The organism is Prosthecobacter sp. (assembly GCF_044373815.1).
Classification (GTDB): Bacteria; Verrucomicrobiota; Verrucomicrobiia; order Verrucomicrobiales; family Verrucomicrobiaceae; genus Prosthecobacter.
The window spans coordinates 1-16404 of record NZ_JBIPNG010000101.1; the positions used below are offsets into that span (position 1 = coordinate 1).

At 58.8% G+C, this 16404-nt stretch carries 13 protein-coding genes; 7 read left to right on the plus strand and 6 right to left on the minus strand.

Translation table 11 applies throughout. From position 1 onward, the window contains the following. Positions 1 to 488: 488 nt before the first annotated feature. The 5 genes from ACIREA_RS10815 to ACIREA_RS10835 all read left to right on the plus strand — a co-directional run bounded on the left by ACIREA_RS10815 (position 489) and on the right by ACIREA_RS10835 (position 9307). Positions 489 to 1556: an efflux RND transporter periplasmic adaptor subunit gene (locus ACIREA_RS10815; protein ID WP_397382283.1), complete on the plus strand. Its 1068-nt coding sequence runs from the start codon at positions 489 to 491 to the stop codon at positions 1554 to 1556. Between the two features lie 111 nt (positions 1557 to 1667). Next, complete coding sequence (locus tag ACIREA_RS10820) at positions 1668 to 4805, plus strand: efflux RND transporter permease subunit (RefSeq protein WP_397382284.1); 3138 nt, start codon at positions 1668 to 1670, stop codon at positions 4803 to 4805. Then, complete coding sequence (locus tag ACIREA_RS10825; protein WP_397382285.1) at positions 4798 to 6216, plus strand: efflux transporter outer membrane subunit; 1419 nt, start codon at positions 4798 to 4800, stop codon at positions 6214 to 6216. The genes ACIREA_RS10820 and ACIREA_RS10825 overlap by 8 nt, the downstream gene beginning before the upstream one ends. 70 nt (positions 6217 to 6286) lie before the next feature. After that, the gene (locus tag ACIREA_RS10830) at positions 6287 to 6928 is read left to right on the plus strand and encodes a tol-pal system YbgF family protein (RefSeq protein ID WP_397382286.1); all 642 of its coding nucleotides are present in this window, start codon (positions 6287 to 6289) and stop codon (positions 6926 to 6928) included. Between the two features lie 30 nt (positions 6929 to 6958). After that, a complete protein-coding gene (locus ACIREA_RS10835; protein WP_397382287.1) occupies positions 6959 to 9307 on the plus strand; it encodes a ComEC/Rec2 family competence protein in 2349 nt (782 codons plus the stop codon). A gap of 22 nt (positions 9308 to 9329) precedes the next feature. Here ACIREA_RS10835 and ACIREA_RS10840 read toward each other — a convergent pair whose 3' ends face one another. Then, positions 9330 to 10538, minus strand: coding sequence for a S1C family serine protease (locus tag ACIREA_RS10840; protein WP_397382288.1), 1209 nt, complete (start codon positions 10536 to 10538; stop codon positions 9330 to 9332). A 70-nt stretch (positions 10539 to 10608) separates the two neighbouring features. After that, complete coding sequence (locus ACIREA_RS10845) at positions 10609 to 11076, minus strand: response regulator (RefSeq protein WP_397382289.1); 468 nt, start codon at positions 11074 to 11076, stop codon at positions 10609 to 10611. A gap of 82 nt (positions 11077 to 11158) precedes the next feature. On the opposite strand from ACIREA_RS10845, the gene ispG reads away from it, so the two are divergent. Then, positions 11159 to 12940: a (E)-4-hydroxy-3-methylbut-2-enyl-diphosphate synthase gene (gene ispG, locus ACIREA_RS10850; RefSeq protein WP_397382290.1), complete on the plus strand. Its 1782-nt coding sequence runs from the start codon at positions 11159 to 11161 to the stop codon at positions 12938 to 12940. Here the strand turns inward: ispG and ACIREA_RS10855 are convergent. Together ACIREA_RS10855 and ACIREA_RS10860 are read right to left on the minus strand one after the other, a co-directional pair. Further along, positions 12894 to 13439: an NUDIX domain-containing protein gene (locus ACIREA_RS10855; RefSeq protein ID WP_397382291.1), complete on the minus strand. Its 546-nt coding sequence runs from the start codon at positions 13437 to 13439 to the stop codon at positions 12894 to 12896. The genes ispG and ACIREA_RS10855 overlap by 47 nt on opposite strands. Next, the gene (locus ACIREA_RS10860) at positions 13432 to 13716 is read right to left on the minus strand and encodes a hypothetical protein (protein WP_397382292.1); all 285 of its coding nucleotides are present in this window, start codon (positions 13714 to 13716) and stop codon (positions 13432 to 13434) included. Before ACIREA_RS10860 ends, ACIREA_RS10855 begins: the two co-directional genes overlap by 8 nt. 114 nt (positions 13717 to 13830) lie before the next feature. Here ACIREA_RS10860 and ACIREA_RS10865 point away from each other — a divergent pair, with 114 nt between their 5' ends. Then, positions 13831 to 14700, plus strand: a complete 870-nt coding sequence (locus ACIREA_RS10865; protein WP_397382293.1) for an FHA domain-containing protein — start codon at positions 13831 to 13833, stop codon at positions 14698 to 14700. 18 nt (positions 14701 to 14718) lie between these two features. Here ACIREA_RS10865 and ACIREA_RS10870 read toward each other — a convergent pair whose 3' ends face one another. Together ACIREA_RS10870 and ACIREA_RS10875 are read right to left on the minus strand one after the other, a co-directional pair. Beyond that, positions 14719 to 15999 (minus strand): MFS transporter, encoded by a 1281-nt coding sequence (locus ACIREA_RS10870; protein WP_397382294.1) that lies wholly within the window; start codon positions 15997 to 15999, stop codon positions 14719 to 14721. Between the two features lie 45 nt (positions 16000 to 16044). Next, positions 16045 to 16404, minus strand: a 360-nt coding sequence (locus ACIREA_RS10875) for a hypothetical protein (RefSeq protein ID WP_397382295.1), incomplete at its 5' end; no start/stop codon positions are given.

The following is a 16404-nucleotide window of genomic DNA, read 5'->3' on the forward strand; positions in this document are numbered from 1 at the left end:
ATCTATGTTCGCCAGCAGTCGCAGGACCTGCTGCGGAAATCCGGGCCGCGGGTGATTTGCCTGGATCTGCGAGGCGAGTGACCCCGAGAGCGGCGAAAATACACTGTCCTCTGGAAAGCGAGGCTTGTCACTGTGGCGGACTGCCGTAACCACCAGTAGCACACAGCGCCACACCTAGGACGTATCAAGATCATGCCACTCTTTGCCCCCGTATTCGCAAGAGACGGACCTTTTCTCTCTTATACCGAACAACATATTGGCACTGTGAGTTTTAGATAAAAGAGGGCACCATAGATGTCCGGCATCAAGGAACGCAAAATAACCCGCACAGGGGTCTGAAAAAGCGTACTGCACGTGATAGTCGAGCGGACCATTCTGAGAAATGGCACAGCTAATGCTCATGCATAGATTTCATGATCCCCTGCGAATACGTTATTGAAAAATGTGCCGGATCGAAAGCCGTCATCTGCCTGTCGCTTCTTTCGTTCATGACTTGCTGCAGCAAGACTCCCATTGCCGACAATCACGAAACCAGCAAAACTTACCCGGTCACCTCTGCCGTGGTGATGGATGTGCCGCACGGGCAGGAGTACGTCGCGAGCATTCAGAACTCCAATTTCATTGAGCTGCGTGCGCGGGTGAACGGACATCTGGAAAAAATTCCAGTGGATGAAGGCCAGCGGGTCACTGCGGGTCAGCTGCTCTTCACCATCAGCAGCCATGAGTACCAGGAGGAATTGAAGCGGTCCAATGCCAGACTCAAATCCGCCATGGCTGAGGCCAAGATGGCGGAAATCGACCTGCAAAACAATCAGCTCCTGCTGGAGAAAAAAATCATCTCCACCTCGGAATGGGAGATGGCCCAGGCGAGACTGGACTCCGCCATGGCCAAAGTGGACGAGACACGCACCACGGTGGCCGATGCCGAGCGCAAGCTCAGCTATGCCGAAGTGCGCGCACCGTTTGATGGCATCATCAACCGCATCCGAACCAAGGCCGGGAGCCTCGTTTCTGAGGGTGATCTGCTGACCTCCATTTCTAATGACGGCGACGTCTACGCTTATTTCAATGTGTCTGAGCGTGAGTATCTGGAGCTGGCCAGACGAAAGGATCTGGGCGTGCAGGGCAGCGTAGTGCTGGAACTCGCTAATGGGGAGATCCATCCGCACAAAGGCAGGATCGAAACTTGGGAAAGCGTGATCTCCAAAAGCACCGGAAACATTGCCTTCCGTGCCAGCTTTCCCAACCCCGAGCGCCTCCTCAAGCATGGCTCCAGCGGCAAGGTGATGGTCCAGTCACAGTTGAAGAACGCACTGGTGATACCTCAGAAATGCACCTTCGAAGTTCAGCATAAAACCTGCGTGTACATGCTCAATGCCGACAACACCATCCAGCTGAGAAGCATCGACACAAAGCTGCGTCTGCCGAACCACTATGTGGTCGACTCCGGACTGCTGCCAACAGACCGCATCATCTTTGAGGGAATTCAGGTGGTGAAGGAAGGCGATTTGATAGCACCTGACTTCAAAGCCCTGGCGGAGGTCGCTCCGTTCTGACGCCACTCAAAGCTGGCAGCTTGTGAACCAACGAGCATGGAAGGGTGCCGAAAAGATTTTCGGCCACCGGTCTCTAACTCCATGCACCAAACCGATGAAAAGAACGACTGAATGATCAAAGAGTTTATCCGCAGACCAGTGTTGTCGATGGTCATTTCCATCATCATCACCTTCCTGGGTCTGCTGGCATTGTTCCAACTGCCCATCACCCAATTTCCGAGCATCGCTCCACCGGAGGTCAATGTGACAGTGGAGTATATCGGTGCCAATGCCGAGACGCTGACGAAGGCCGCCATCGTCCCGCTGGAGCGGTCGATCAACGGAGTGCCCGGCATGAAGTACATGTCCTCGCGGGCGGCCAACGATGGCGTCGGCGTCATTTCGATCGTCTTTGAGGCGGGTACCGACCCGGACGTGGCGGCGGTGGATGTGCAAAACCGGGTGAACAAGATGATGGGCGAGCTGCCCGAGGAAGTCATCAAGGCCGGGGTCCAGATCGCCAAGGAGGAGAAGGCCATGCTGATGTACCTCGATGTCACCAGCACCAATACTGAACTCGATGAGATGTTTCTGTACAACTTCGCCGACATCAACATTCTCACCGAACTGAAGCGGATCGAGGGTGTGGGCTTTGCGAGGATCATCGGCGTCAAGGAATACGCCATGCGAATCTGGCTCAAACCGGACAAAATGCTGGCCTACAACATCTCGACGGAGGACGTACTGCTCGCCTTGAAAGAGCAGAATGTGGAGGCCGCGCCTGGCAAGGTGGGGGAAAGCTCGGACAAGACCGAGCCACACCTGCAGTATGTCGTACGTTATGCAGGCAAATACCGGAACCAGGAAGATTATGAAAAGATCCCCATCCGCTCGAATGACGAGGGGCAGGTGCTGCGCATCAAGGACATCGCCCAGGTCGAATTCAGCACCCTTTACTTCGATGTGGAGACCCGGTTCAATGGCAGGCCCACGGCGGCGCTGCTGCTGAAGCAGCTGCCCGGCTCCAACGCCAACGAAGTCATCGCCAGCATCAAGCAGCGCATGGCTGAGATCAAAGAGGCCGCGTTCCTCAAGGGCATGGACTATGAGATCAGCTATGATGTGTCGCGCTTTCTTGACGCCTCGCTGCATGAGGTGATGCGGACGCTGGCGGAGGCCTTCCTGCTGGTGTCAGTAGTGACGTTTATTTTCCTGCAGGACTGGCGCTCCACTTTGATCCCGGTCATTGCCGTGCCGGTGTCACTGGTCGGCACCTTCTTCTTCATGCAGTTGTTGGGCTTCTCGCTGAACCTGATCACGCTGCTGGCTCTGGTGCTGGCGATCGGCATCGTGGTGGATGGTGCCATCGTGGTGGTGGAGGCGGTACATGCCAAGATGGAAAGCACGGGTGCAGGGCCGCGCCAGGCCACGGAAGAAGCGATGGGAGAGATCGGCGGTGCCATCATCGCGATCACACTGGTGATGGCCGCCGTCTTTGTGCCTGCCTCCTTCATGTCCGGCCCCTCGGGTATTTTCTACCAGCAGTTCTCCCTCACCATGGCGATTGCGATCGTGCTCTCAGGCTTGGTCGCCCTCACGCTGACACCCGCACTGTGCGCGTTGATGTTAAAAAACACGCATCACGCGCCGAAGAGCAAGAGTCTGCTGAATCGCTTCTTTGGCGTCTTCAACAAGAGCTACGACAAAGTTTCGAGCGTTTACAATCGGTGGATCTCAGCGCTGGCCAGCAGGCGCACGGTGAGCTGGCTCATCCTTGCGGGGTTCTGCGTCCTCATGGTGCTCACAGGCGGCAGGCTGCCGTCTGGCTTTATTCCGAATGAAGACCAAGGCGGGTTTTACGTCGGCATCACCACTCCGGCAGGTTCCACGCTGGAGCGCACCAAAGCAGTGGTCGATGAGATCCAGCATTGCTGCGAAGGCATCCCTGCCATCGCTTCGATCTCAACGCTGTCTGGCACCAACATCATCACCGACGCCAGCGGCCCGACTTATGGCGCCTGCCTGATCAATCTGACCGAGTGGCACGTGCGCAAGGAATCGGTCAAGGAGGTGATGGATGAACTCCTCCGTAAAACCCGGCACATCAAGGATGCCGAGATCGAGCTGTTCTCACCGCCCGCCGTGCCTGGCTACGGCAATGCGAGCGGCTTTGAGCTGCGCCTGCTGGACCGCACCGGAACGAGCGATTTCAAAAACATGGAAATCGTGACCGACAAGTTCCTCGACGATTTGCAGGCGCGTCCTGAGATCGCAAATGCCTTCACCAGTTTCGACGCCAGCTTCCCGCAATATCTCGTGCATGTGGACAGCGACATTGCAGCGCAAAAAGGAGTCACCGCCAACAATGTGATGAGCGCCCTGCAGACCATGCTGGGCGGCAAGTATGCGACCAATTTCATCCGCTTCGGGCAGTTGTACAAGGTCATGGTACAGGCGCTGCCGGAGTACCGCGCACGACCGGAGGACATTCTGAAACTGCATGTCAAAAATGAAACCGGGGAGATGGTGCAGCTGGACACCTTTGTGAAGTTGGAAAAAGTCTATGGGGTGGATCAGGTGACCCGCCACAACATGTTCACTTCGGCGGAGATCAATGGCGAGCCCGCCATCGGAGTCAGCAGTGGCGCGGCGATCAAAGCCATCCAGGAAACAGCCAAGGAAAAGCTGCCGAAGGGCTTTGGCATCGACTGGGCGGGCATCACGCGGGATCAGATTCTCGCGGGGAATCAGGCGGTGGTTGTCCTCATCATCTGCCTCGCGTTTGTGTATCTGTTGCTCGCCGCGCAGTATGAAAGCTTCCTGCTGCCCATGCCCGTCATCCTTTCACTGCCCACGGGTTTGCTAGGAGCGTTTGTCTTTCTGCTGTGGATGGGTCTTGAAAACAACATCTATGCGCAGGTGTCCATGATCATGCTGATCGGCCTGCTGGGGAAAAATGCGATTCTGGTGGTGGAGTTTGCCATCCAGCGGCAGCGCGAAGGCCTCACCCCGCTGCAGGCGGCTGTTGAGAGTGCCACTTCACGCCTGCGCCCCATTCTGATGACATCACTTGCTTTTGTCGCCGGATTGAGCCCGCTCATGTCGGCATCCGGAGTGGGTGCGGCCGGCAACAGGACCATCGGTGCTTCGGCGGTGGGCGGCATGATCTTCGGCACCGTGTTTGGCATGCTGATCATTCCGGGGCTCTACGTCATTTTTGCCTCCTTCACTTCAACCCCCAAACCATCCAAGGAACCGGAACATGCGTGAGACCCTGCATCTGAACTGGCCATTCCTGAGCGCCTGCCTTTCGTTCATGACGCTGTTTTTCACCAGCTGTGAAGATCTGCGCCGCCACGGCAAAAAAACGGAGCAGGCACCGGAAAAAACCGCCTCATTCACCGGAGTCAGCCAGTGGAAAAAACACTTCACCGACCCCAAATTGCAGGCCCTCACCGAGCAGGCGCTGAACAACAACCGCGATCTCAAAATCGCGCTCCAGCGCATCGAGATGGCGAAGGCTCAAATCACCGCCGCACGCGGTATGCTGGCCCCCAAGGTCTCGGGCGTGGCTGGTGCGGGCATACAACGTTTTGGCCTCTACACCATGGACGGTGCCGGCAACAGCACCACGCCCATCTATGACGGGCGCATCGTCCCGCGGGATGTCCAGGACTACACGGTCGGTTTGCAGACGAGCTGGGAAATTGATCTCTGGGGAAAACTGCGGAGCAAAAAAGCCTCCGCCACCTCACGCCTGCTCGCCAGCGTGGAAGGAAGGAATTTGGTGCAGACCCATTTGATCGCCGACATGGCCACCGCCTACTACGAACTGCTGGCGCTGGATGCTGAGATCACCAACATCGATGAGACCATCAAAATCCAGCGTGATGCGCTGGAGACGGTGCAGACCCAAAAACAGGCGGGATCCGCCAATGAACTGGCCGTGCAGCAGTTCGAGGCGCTGTTGTTCAACCTTCAGGGCATGCGTCTGGATACGCAGCAGCGCATCGTGGAGCAGGAAGGCATCATCTGCACCCTGCTGGGCGATCCGCAGCGGCCCATCGCACGCAACCGGGCTTCCCTGATGAACTCAATGCTGCCGCATTTGTCTTCGAGTGTGCCGGCTGACATGCTCAAAAACCGGCCTGACATCCGCCGGGCGGAATTCGAACTGGCGGCGACTAAAGCCGATGTGAAGGCGGCCAAGGCTGCCTTCCTGCCTTCGGTGTCCATCAATGGTGTGCTGGGATTGCAGGCTTTCCAAAGCAACGTTTTGCTCAACATCCATTCCGCCACCTACTCGGCACTGGGCGGACTGGTGGCCCCGTTGATCAACCGCAAGGCGATCCAAGCCGAGTTTGATCATGCCAACGCCTCCCAATTGGAAGCGCTCAACACCTATCAGCAGTCCATCGTGAACGGCTACGTGGAGGTGCACAACCAGCTCGCCTTCATCCGTATTTTAAAGGATCTCCAGGCTTTGAAGACCAAGGAGGTGCACCTGCTGATCGAGTCCGTCGGCACCGCAGCAGACCTGTTTCGCACGCGGCGGGCCACCTACATCGAGGTGCTCAATGCGCAGCAAAATGCCCTGAAGGCGCGGCTGCAGCTGATCGGTGTGACCAAGCGTCAGTTTCAGGTTCAGGCCAACCTGTATCGTGCCCTGGGAGGAGGCTGACCGGGAGGGCCGCCAATTTCGTGCTTGGCGGCAGACAGGCGTTTTGATAGCCTCGTCTTACATCCCGAAAATGAACACTGCACTTGTCATCCGCATCTGCGTCATCACCCTCGTACTGCTCTTCATCGCTTTGATTTGGAGCTTCGTGAAAGATGCCGGAGACGGCATCAAGCTCGTCTTTGTGATTTTGCTGGGGCTGTCAGGCGGACTCCTGGCCGTGAAGTATTTCATCCCCTGGCTGGGAGATCTGATGGGAGAGGCTGTGTTTTCTTCCGGCGAGAAGGTGGAGCAGGATCAGATGACCAAAGCTGCAGCCCGCATCGCCCAAGGCGACTATCCGGGAGCGATCGAGCACTATGAAAAAATGCTCGAAGAGAAGCCGGACGATCCCTTCCCTGTGGCTGAAATCGCCAAGATTCATGCCGAGCGTCTGCGGGATCCGCAGACGGCATTGAAAGTACTGGAAGAGCATCTGCAGAGCAAGGACTGGCCGGTCGATGATGCCGCCTTCATCATGTTTCGCATTGCTGACGTGCATCTGACACACCGGCATGATTTTGAAGCAGCGCGCGACATGCTTGAGCAAATCATTGGAAACTTCCCGAACACCCGCCACAGCGCCAATGCGCACCACCGCATCAGCGAACTCGAACAAATGCAGTTCAAGCTGCTGATGGAGCAGCGTTCCAAGGCGGGAGCCGCCAGCGCATAGAAGGCCTGATCGTTTCAACACCAGCAGCCGATGCTCGAGAAGCTCCAGCTTTGGACCCGGGCCAATCCGCTGCTGACACTGGCGCTTGCGGCCGTCAGTGGCATCATTGCCGCTGAAATGGGGTGGCTGCCCGCGCACGGCGGGTGGTTTCTTCCGGTCACCACGACACTGCTTGGTGTGGCGCTCTTCAGCGGGCGCGCATGGCTGCTGATTCCAGGTGCCACGCTGGTCTTCGCCTTCATCCATGCAGCACGCACAGACGAAACATTCCGTCATCCGCTGCGCCTGGAACTCCAGCAGCAGGACAAGCCGGTGCCAGCGACGATTCGCGGCAGCCTGCTGCCGGAATTCGACACCTCGCTGGACGAGCGCACCCATGCACTCTGCACCACGCAGAAGATCGAGATTCCAGCAGCAGGGAACGTGACTGAACAAACCACCACGCTGCTGGTGCGGCTGCCCAAAGGCGTGCGTTTTCCAGGGGCTGGCGTGTTTGAACTCCGTGGCAGCATTTACCTGCCGCGCACCGCATCCAATCCAGGCACCTTTGATCCGCAGGTGTACTCCCTGCGCATGGGTCGCGTGGCCCGTTTTGACATCGACCACATGCAGCGCCTCAGCGGCAGTGGTGAGGAATGGTGGTGCGCCTTTTTGGAGCGTGCGGAAGATTGCAGGCGCTGGATCAGCAGGCAACTCGTCCAGGATCTCGAAGAAGACCCACAAACCGTCGCCGTGCTCCGCGCCATGGCCCTGGGAGTGTCTGCCGAGGCGGATGATGAAATCGAAGATGCGTTTCGCAACAGCGGCACACTGCATGTGTTTGCAGTCAGCGGTCTGCATGTGGGCCTCCTCGGAGTCATCGTGCTGGCGCTGTTGCGGCAGATCGGAACACCACGCGGCTTGTCGCTGTGGTTGGTGATTTTTATCGTGTTTGCCTATGCGTTCGTCACCGGCTGGCGGCCTTCGGCGGCACGGGCGGCATTCATGGTGGCCATTTACATGAGCGCCGCGCTGATGGATCGCGAATCGTCCCTGCAAAACAGCCTCGGCGCCGCAGCTCTGTTGCTGCTGGCCACGGATTCTCATCAGCTTTTCATGCCGGGGTTTCAACTGTCCTTCGGTGTGTTGTGGCTAAGCACCATTGGCTCCGCGCCCCTGCTGAAAAGACTGCTGCCATTCACCCGGATCGATCCCTTTTTGCCACCGCAGCTCGCCAGCTGGCGGCAGCGCACCTGGAGCCAATGCCGCCTGTGGTTCGCGACCACTTTGAGTGTATCTTTTGCCGCATGGATCGGCAGTCTGCCGTTCATCCTCGGGCATTTTCAATCGATCACTCCGGTGGCGGTGATTGCCAATTGCGTGCTCGTTCCGCTGTCGTCCCTGTGTCTAGGTGCCACCTGCTTGAGTCTCAGCGCAGCCGCGCTGCATTTGACGGGCGCTCAAATCATCTTCAACAACGTCAATTGGGCGCTGGCGAAGGCGATGATCGCCAGTGCCATGTGGTTTGCCGGACTCCCCGGTGCGAATTTTCATTTTCAACCCGGCACGTCGCTCACCCCTGCCCCCGCCGTCTGGCACATGCTGGAACTTCCCCATGGTGGCGCGGCGAATCATCTGCGCATCGGCAAGATCCACTGGCTGTTTGATACCGGCAGTGAAGCCAGTTTCCGCCGCGTGCTGCGTCCGTATCTGCATTCCAACGGCGTGGATGCTCTCGCGGGCGTGTTCCTGAGTCATAACGACGCCGACCACATCGGTTCCGTCGGGCAGGTCATCACGACGTTTGATGCGCCCATGCTGTTTTGCAGCACCCAGGAGCCGGGGCGGCGTGACTCCACACGCTCCGCACTGCGACGCCTGCTCGATGAACCCCACCCGCCATCGCTGCGCAAACTGCATGTCGATGAACGAGTCACTCTCTCCGACGCCAAGGATTTCCAGATTGAAGCCCGGGTGCTGTACCCAACGCAGCAGGTGCAAAACGACCGAGCAGATGATCGTGCCATGGTGCTGATGGTTCAGCTCGGCCCCTGGCGCGTGCTATGGCTGAGCGACACCGGCTGGCACGCTGAAAAAGCTCTCTGCTCCAGCTCTGAGGATTTGCACTGCGATGTGCTAATCCGCAGTCAGCATGAAGTGGATCTCTCCACGAGCGCTGAATTCCTTCTCAAGGCCCGGCCGCAGATCATTCTCTGCGGGAGTGATGCGTGTGCCGTCGAAACAGCCCTTCCCGATCCACTGGTTCAACGGGCCAAAGCACAAAACATTCCGCTGCTGGACACTTGGAGCACAGGCAGCATCGACCTGCAGTTTCACCAAGATGAACTTCGCATCGTCACCAACCGCAGCAAGCAGCGGTTGGTGCTGAAACCGCGCTGAGGCAAAAGCGCTTCTTCCGAGACTACGGCTCCGCTTCCGGCCTGGCTCCAAGCCGGGCAATGATATCGCCCATCTTGTTGTTGCGGATGACTTCGAGCTTCACCTCGCTGCCGGGGGGCTGGGTGCGGATGATCTGCAGCAAATCTGCCGGAGAGCGGAAGGCCATGCCTTGAAACTTCGTCACCACATCTCCCTGGCGCAGCCCCGCTTCAGCCGCAGGTGATTTGTTTCCGATGTCCGTCACCAGCGCACCGCGACGTGAGGTGCCCCACACGGGGTCGATCTCCACCGGTTCGCTGCTGACTTCGAGGCCGAGGTAGCCCTTGCCTGTTGAGCTGGTCACACCATTCGCCTGCTTCGCACTTTCCTTGAGCTTGGCCTGAATGTCGTCCACCACCATTTTGGCTTCATTGGATGGAACGGCGAGTCCCACCCCCTGCCAGGCGCTCACGCTCGCATCCCCACGATAAATGGCGACGTTGATGCCAAGAATCTCGCCGCGAATATTCACCAGCGGCCCCCCGGAGTTGCCGGGATTGATCACGGTGTCTGTTTGCAGGTAGTCAAACTGACTGTCGCTGAGATGGCGGTCACGCGCACTGATGATGCCCTGAGTCACCGTGCCGCTGAGACCGAAAGGATTGCCCACGGCAAGCACGATCTGCCCCACCCGGGCATCATCTGAATTGGCAAAACTCAAAGCAGGAAAATCGAGACGCGGACTGTCGATTTTCAGCAGGGCGATGTCCCGCTCTTTGTTGAATCCCAGAATGAGCGTCGGATAACTTTTATTGGCATTCGTGGTGATCTGGATGTCCGCCGCCTGTACGCCTTCGATGACGTGGTAATTGGTGACCACATGCCCCTCTTTGCTGATGATCACCCCGGAGCCGAGACTGGGCACGACCTGATCACGCGGGCCGACGAAGCCATAGTAGGAATGCCAGCTACTCTTTCCGGGGCGCACCGTCTTGGTGGTGACACTGACCACGGAGGGCAGCACGGTGGCGGAAATTTTGGAAAACTCGTCATTCAACCGGCTGAGCATGGGCACCTCTTCTGGCGCGATTTTGGGCTTTTTCGGTGGCGTGAGCGCCGTGGGTCCCGGCTTCTCACCCTTCAACAGATTGAGCACCCCATAGCCCTCCCGCCCGTGACGCCACCACGCAAACAGCAGCGCGGCCAGCACGAACACGGAAAGGGCAAAAAGCAGACGACGGAGGTTTTCCATGCGGTACCAATGCGCCAACGGCCGCGAACTTCAAAGTTCAATGTTATGCGCCTCTTTCCCGCCTGGGCCATCAGGCCGCCTGCTTCGGACAGAGGATCACGAGCTTCTGGCGGGAGATCGGCTGAGGTTCGGCAGGCTCGTTGAGTGCACGGTTCACGGCACTCTTGATCTCTTCGGGCTCAAAGGGTTTGGTCACATAGTCAGAGACACCTCGCCGCACTGCGGTCACAATGTCGCGGGTCTCCGAGCAGGCGGAAACCATGACGTAGCGGGTCTTGGGCGAAGCCTCACGCGCATCACGGATCATGTCGAGTCCATCGATCTCGCCCAGCCGACGGTCCACCAGAGCCAAATCTGGAGCCATCTCGCGGATCGCCTCCAGCCCGGCACGACCGTTGTCGAAAGCCATCACCTCATGCCCTTCAGCCCGACAAAGGGAGGCAAGAAGCTTCAGCACAGGTGGATGATCTTCAATAACAACAATATTTGCCATATTGAATCTAATTGTAGCATTCAGCTTTGGATCGGCAAGGCCCATGTAAGAAACTTGTAATGCTATACCACCCTCAGCGGCTTCCCGTTTGCGTCGTGGCGGCAATCCGGCATTCTAACCGCCCGCCATGTCTTCCCCCCTGCTCCGCTACTGCCCCGACCTCTACAATTACCAACGCCGCGAAACACGCCCCGTTTTGGTTGGAAACGTCCAGATCGGTGGCGGCGCGCCCGTGGTGGTGCAGAGCATGCTCACCAGTGACACACGTGACGCCGAGGCCTGCGTGAAGGAAGCACTCGGCCTCGCCGAAGCCGGCTGCCAGATCGTCCGCGTCACCGCTCAGACCCGCATCATCGCCGAAAATTTGCAACACATCCGTGATGGCATCCGTGCCGCCGGTTGTGATGTCCCGCTGGTGGCCGACATCCATTTCAAGCCTGACGCCGCCATGGAAGCGGTGAAGTGGGTCGAAAAGGTCCGCGTGAACCCCGGCAACTACGCCGACAAGAAGAAGTTTGCCGTCAAAGAATACACCGATGACGAGTACGCCGCCGAAGTGGCCTACATGGAGGAGCAGTTCGTGCCGCTGGTGAAGGATTGCATCCGCCTGGGCCGAGCCATGCGGATCGGCACCAATCACGGATCTTTGAGCGATCGCATCATGAACCGCCATGGCGACACCCCGCTCGGCATGGTCGAGAGCGCCCTCGAGTTCGCCCGCATCGCCCGTGCGCAGGGCTACCACAATTTCCTTTTCTCGATGAAGGCCAGCAATCCGAAGGTCATGATCGAGGCCTATCGCCTACTTGTCGCGCATCTCAATCAACTAGGCTCCGACTGGAACTACCCCATCCACCTCGGCGTCACCGAAGCGGGCGATGGTGAAGACGGCCGCATCAAGAGCGCCATCGGCATTGGCTCGCTGCTGGCCGACGGCATCGGTGACACCGTGCGCGTCTCACTGACCGAAGACGCCATCTTCGAGATCCCCGTGGCACAGCAGCTCGTGAAGCCCTACAACGAGGGGCTTCCTGCACAGTTCGAGCACATCTCCAATGCACCACAGGTCAGCTACGATCCCTTCGACTACGTGCGCCGCGAGACCGAAGTGCTCACCATCAAAGGCGTCAAAGCCGGCGGCCATGAAACCGTCCCCGTCTTCACCACGCGCAAGAAATGGGACGCCGTCGCTCACAAGATCGACAAGCTGGGAGATTACAAACCCGAAGTCGTCATCGAAGACAGCGGCGTGGTCGAGATCGACCCGCGTGACGATGCCGCCATCGCCAGTCTCTTCGAAAGCACCGAGGCAAAGCTCGTGACCATCAAGGACGGACTCAAGCTGCCCGTCATCGCGGCGTATCGCCTGCTCGCCGCCAAATTGCAGCCACGTCATTCGATCCTGCTCAAAGACACACTGCAGGCCGCTGGCAGCGATGACTTCACCGAGAACCTCCTCGTTGCCGCCACGAATATCGGCTCGCTGCTGTGCGATGGCATTGGCGACGCGGTGATCGTGAATGGCGAAGAAGCGCCAGGCCAGGCCCTGCGCATCAGCTACAACATCCTGCAGGCCGCCGGCGTCCGCATTTTCAAGACCGACTACGTCGCCTGCCCCAGCTGCGGCCGCACGCTCTTCAACCTGCAAACCACCACGCAGAAAATCCGCGCCGCCACGGGTCATCTCAAAGGCGTGCGCATCGCCGTCATGGGCTGCATCGTCAACGGCCCCGGAGAAATGGCCGACGCCGACTTCGGCTACGTCGGTGGCGCCCCAGAGAAGATCAATCTCTACGTCGGCAAGACCGCCGTGAAGTTCAACATCCCCGAAGGCGAAGCCGTCGAGCGTCTCATCGACCTCATCAAGGAGCACGGCCGCTGGTTTGATGCGCCACCCGCCATCGCCTGACCGCCTCCGCATTTGACTCAAACGCGAACTCATTCAACGGCACTTCATCCAGCGGACAGATCAGGAACTCCGATACCTCCGAAGCCTGCATCACGACATTGTTGAAGTCCGGCACGCGGGCGATGTAGCAGAGATCCAGCGTGGGCCAGGTGTAGCCTTGAAACAGGTAGCGATTGTTGAGCGTGCAGAGGTAGGTGAATGCACTCGCCGGCAGTTCAATGCCCACCTCTTCATGCGTTTCACGCGCAGCAGCCATCTCGCCGCTTTCTTCAGGCTCGATGACACCGCCTGGCAGACCGAGCAGGCCGAAGCCGGGTTCATGCGCGCGACGGATAATGAGAATACGATCCTGCGCATCAAGAAGCAGGGCCACGGCTGCGGGAATCGGCGTGATGAAATGACGGAAGCCGCAGGCGACACAGACAAACTCACGGTCACTCTTTGAGATCCAGTCGTCCTTGCCGCAGTCGCTGCAAAATTTGAAGGGGGATTCAGCCATGGGGCTTTCCCTGCCGCCGATGCGCGCGCCATGCCAGCAGAAACACCAGCGCGCAGGCGGCTTTCAGTACAAACAGCCACCAGGGCTCCCACCACGCACCCGTTTGCACCTCGATGAGATCAGAGACACCAAAGCACGCAAAGGCCACGGGCAGCAGCCAGCGCCAGGGTCGTTTCATCCGCAGTCGAACGGCCAGCACGAGAGCGATGGTGAACCACAGCCCGGCTTCAGCGTAGTTAAACACGGCATGCAGTGAAAGCGGGACCTCTTCGTTCATGCATGAACATTCCCCGCCAAACTCTCCCGGGCAAGATCAGGCCAGATGATAATTCTTGATAACGCTTCTTGGCTTGGATGACATGATTTGTCAGAATTCACGTTAATTCTGACCATGAGTACCAACCTGCTTCAGTCCTGGCTGCGCCTTCCCAATGGGGAGCGTCATGATCTGAACGGCACCTGCTCCATCGGCCGTGCACCGGACAATTCCATCCCAGTGGCCGACAGCGAAGTCTCCCGCCGCCACGCCATCATCCAGGCGCAGGGTGAGCACGAATACTGGCTGGTCGATCTCGGCAGCGCGAACGGCACCTATGTCAACGGCCGCCGCATTTCACAGTCGGTGCGCCTGCACAACGGGGACATCATCCGCGTCGCCAGCAACGAACTGGAATTTTCCTCCGAGATCCTCAGCGCCATGCATCCGGTGGGCCAGCAGGTCATGGCCTCGACGATGATCCACATCCGCCAGGCGCAGTGCTGGCTCATGGTGGCAGACATCATCGGCTCCACCCTGCTCTCACAAACACTCCCCGGTGCGCAGTTCCCGCGCATGACGGGCAGCTGGTTCAAGAACTGCCGTCAGATCATCGACGAATGTGGCGGCCACATGTCGAAATATCTGGGTGACGGATTTTTCTGCTACTGGGACGACACCGAAGACAGCGCCATCCAAGTGCGTCAGGCCGTGTCCAAGCTGTATGAAGCACAGCTGGCCGCAAATCCGCCTTTCCGTCTGGTTCTGCATTTCGGGGCTGCCATGCTCGGCACCGTGCCGACGATGAACGAGCTCAATCTGCACGGCCCCGAGGTGAACTTCGTCTTCCGTGTGGAAAAAGTGGCCGCAGTGCAGAAGCAAAACATCCTCTTCACCGAAGCCGCCGTGAAACGCATGGTGGCGGAGCAGGAAGTCCGACTTGTGTGTGAATGCGCCGTGGAAGGCTTTTCGAAGACCTACCCCTTTTACACGCTGGTCGCATGAAACGACCAGCACGCTTGATCAATCCACCGCACTCGCCGTGCCATCAGCCTGCTCCGGCTCAGACGGCAGCAGCATCGCCACAGCGGCGGAGGGGATGAAGAGGAAACCGGCATACAGCAGCGCCGTGCGGAAGTCTCCGACCTTCACAAAGATGCCAAAGAACACTGTGCCACCTGCAGCGACGATGCGTCCGATGTTGTAGCAGAAGCCGGAGCCGGTGGTGCGCAGCAGCACGGGGAAGAGCGGCGGCAGGCACATGGTGAAGAGGCCAAACACTCCCTGACAGGCACCAATGATAGCAAACTGCCATTTCGTGGCCTCCCAGCTCCACACCTGCGAGAAGGAGAGGTACATGATGGCGAAGTAGGCCAGCATCATGCCCACGATGGTATTGCGATAACCAAAGATCTTCGCCAGACCGCCGTTGATGAAATTGCCAATCAGCGAGCCAAACATGATCCACATCAGCGCCGTAACGACCGCAGCATCCTTACCGGATTTGTCGAGCGAAGCGACTTCAGCGAGACTCAGCACGTGCTTCTGCTGCCAGAACAAGAAGGTCCAGTGCGCAGTCAAAGACACGGCGCAGATGAGCATCACACGCCACGTCACACTGCGCACGGCGGGGCTGAAGAGATCACCGATCTTGGGCACTGGCTGGCCTTCGCGCGCCTGCGTCCACTCCTCGGTCTCAGGCACCGCTTTGCGAATCCACAGCGTGATCAACGCTGGTAGAATGCCGATGAGGAAGATGTAGCGCGGCTCCCGACCTGCGAGCAGGTAGCCCGCGAGACAGGCGAGCAGCACGCCGCAGTTCACCGCGCTTTGCAGCGTGGCGGCAATCCATGGGCGCCATTTCTTCGGCCACGTTTCCGACAGCAACGAAGCGCCCACCGCCCACTCACCGCCGATACCCAGCGCCGCAAGGAAACGGAAGATCATGAGATGCCACCAGGTCTGCGCAAAGAACGACAGGCCCGTGAAGCATGCATAGGTCAGAATGGTGAGCGTCAGCGCCCGGCTGCGGCCCAGCACATCGCCAATGCGGCCAAAGAACGCCCCGCCGACCGCCCAGCCGACCAGGAACGCGGCCTGGATGATGGACCCATGCATGCCGACCGTGGGATTGTCCTCCGGCACCAGCATGAGCTGCGCCACGAAGGCCGTCGCGACCAGCGTGTAGAGGTGCATGTCGAGGCCGTCAAACATCCAGCCCAGCCATGCGGCGAGTCCGGAACGGCGTTGTTGCGGCGACAGATCGCGAAGACGGGTGATGTCAGAAGTGGCTGGTTGGCTCATGCGGGCGCGAGTCTTTCGCAGCCGGGCCGGAATGGCAAGCACGGATCACCGGCTCTTCGCCAGCTTGTTGTACTTCTCCACCAGGTCGTTGAACTCCCTCGTGCGGGCATTGAGCTTGGAAATTGCGTCATTGCGCTCTTCAACCAGCTGCTTGAGCAGCTCGTTCTGCTTTTCCATCGCGCTGTTCTGCGTGGTGACGACGCTGTTGTGACTTTTGATCGCCTCCGCTCCTTTGCCAAAGGCGAGTTGGGTGGCCTCTAGGCCGCGCTGCATCTGCATCACCTCGCGCATGTAGATGGCGATGGTAATGCCGCGCGCGACGGAGTCAGCCGAGAGATCTCGGTACTCGCGGGACACCTCAACCAGCCGGGCCTCCACTTCAGCGCGCAATTCCGTCAGGCGGGC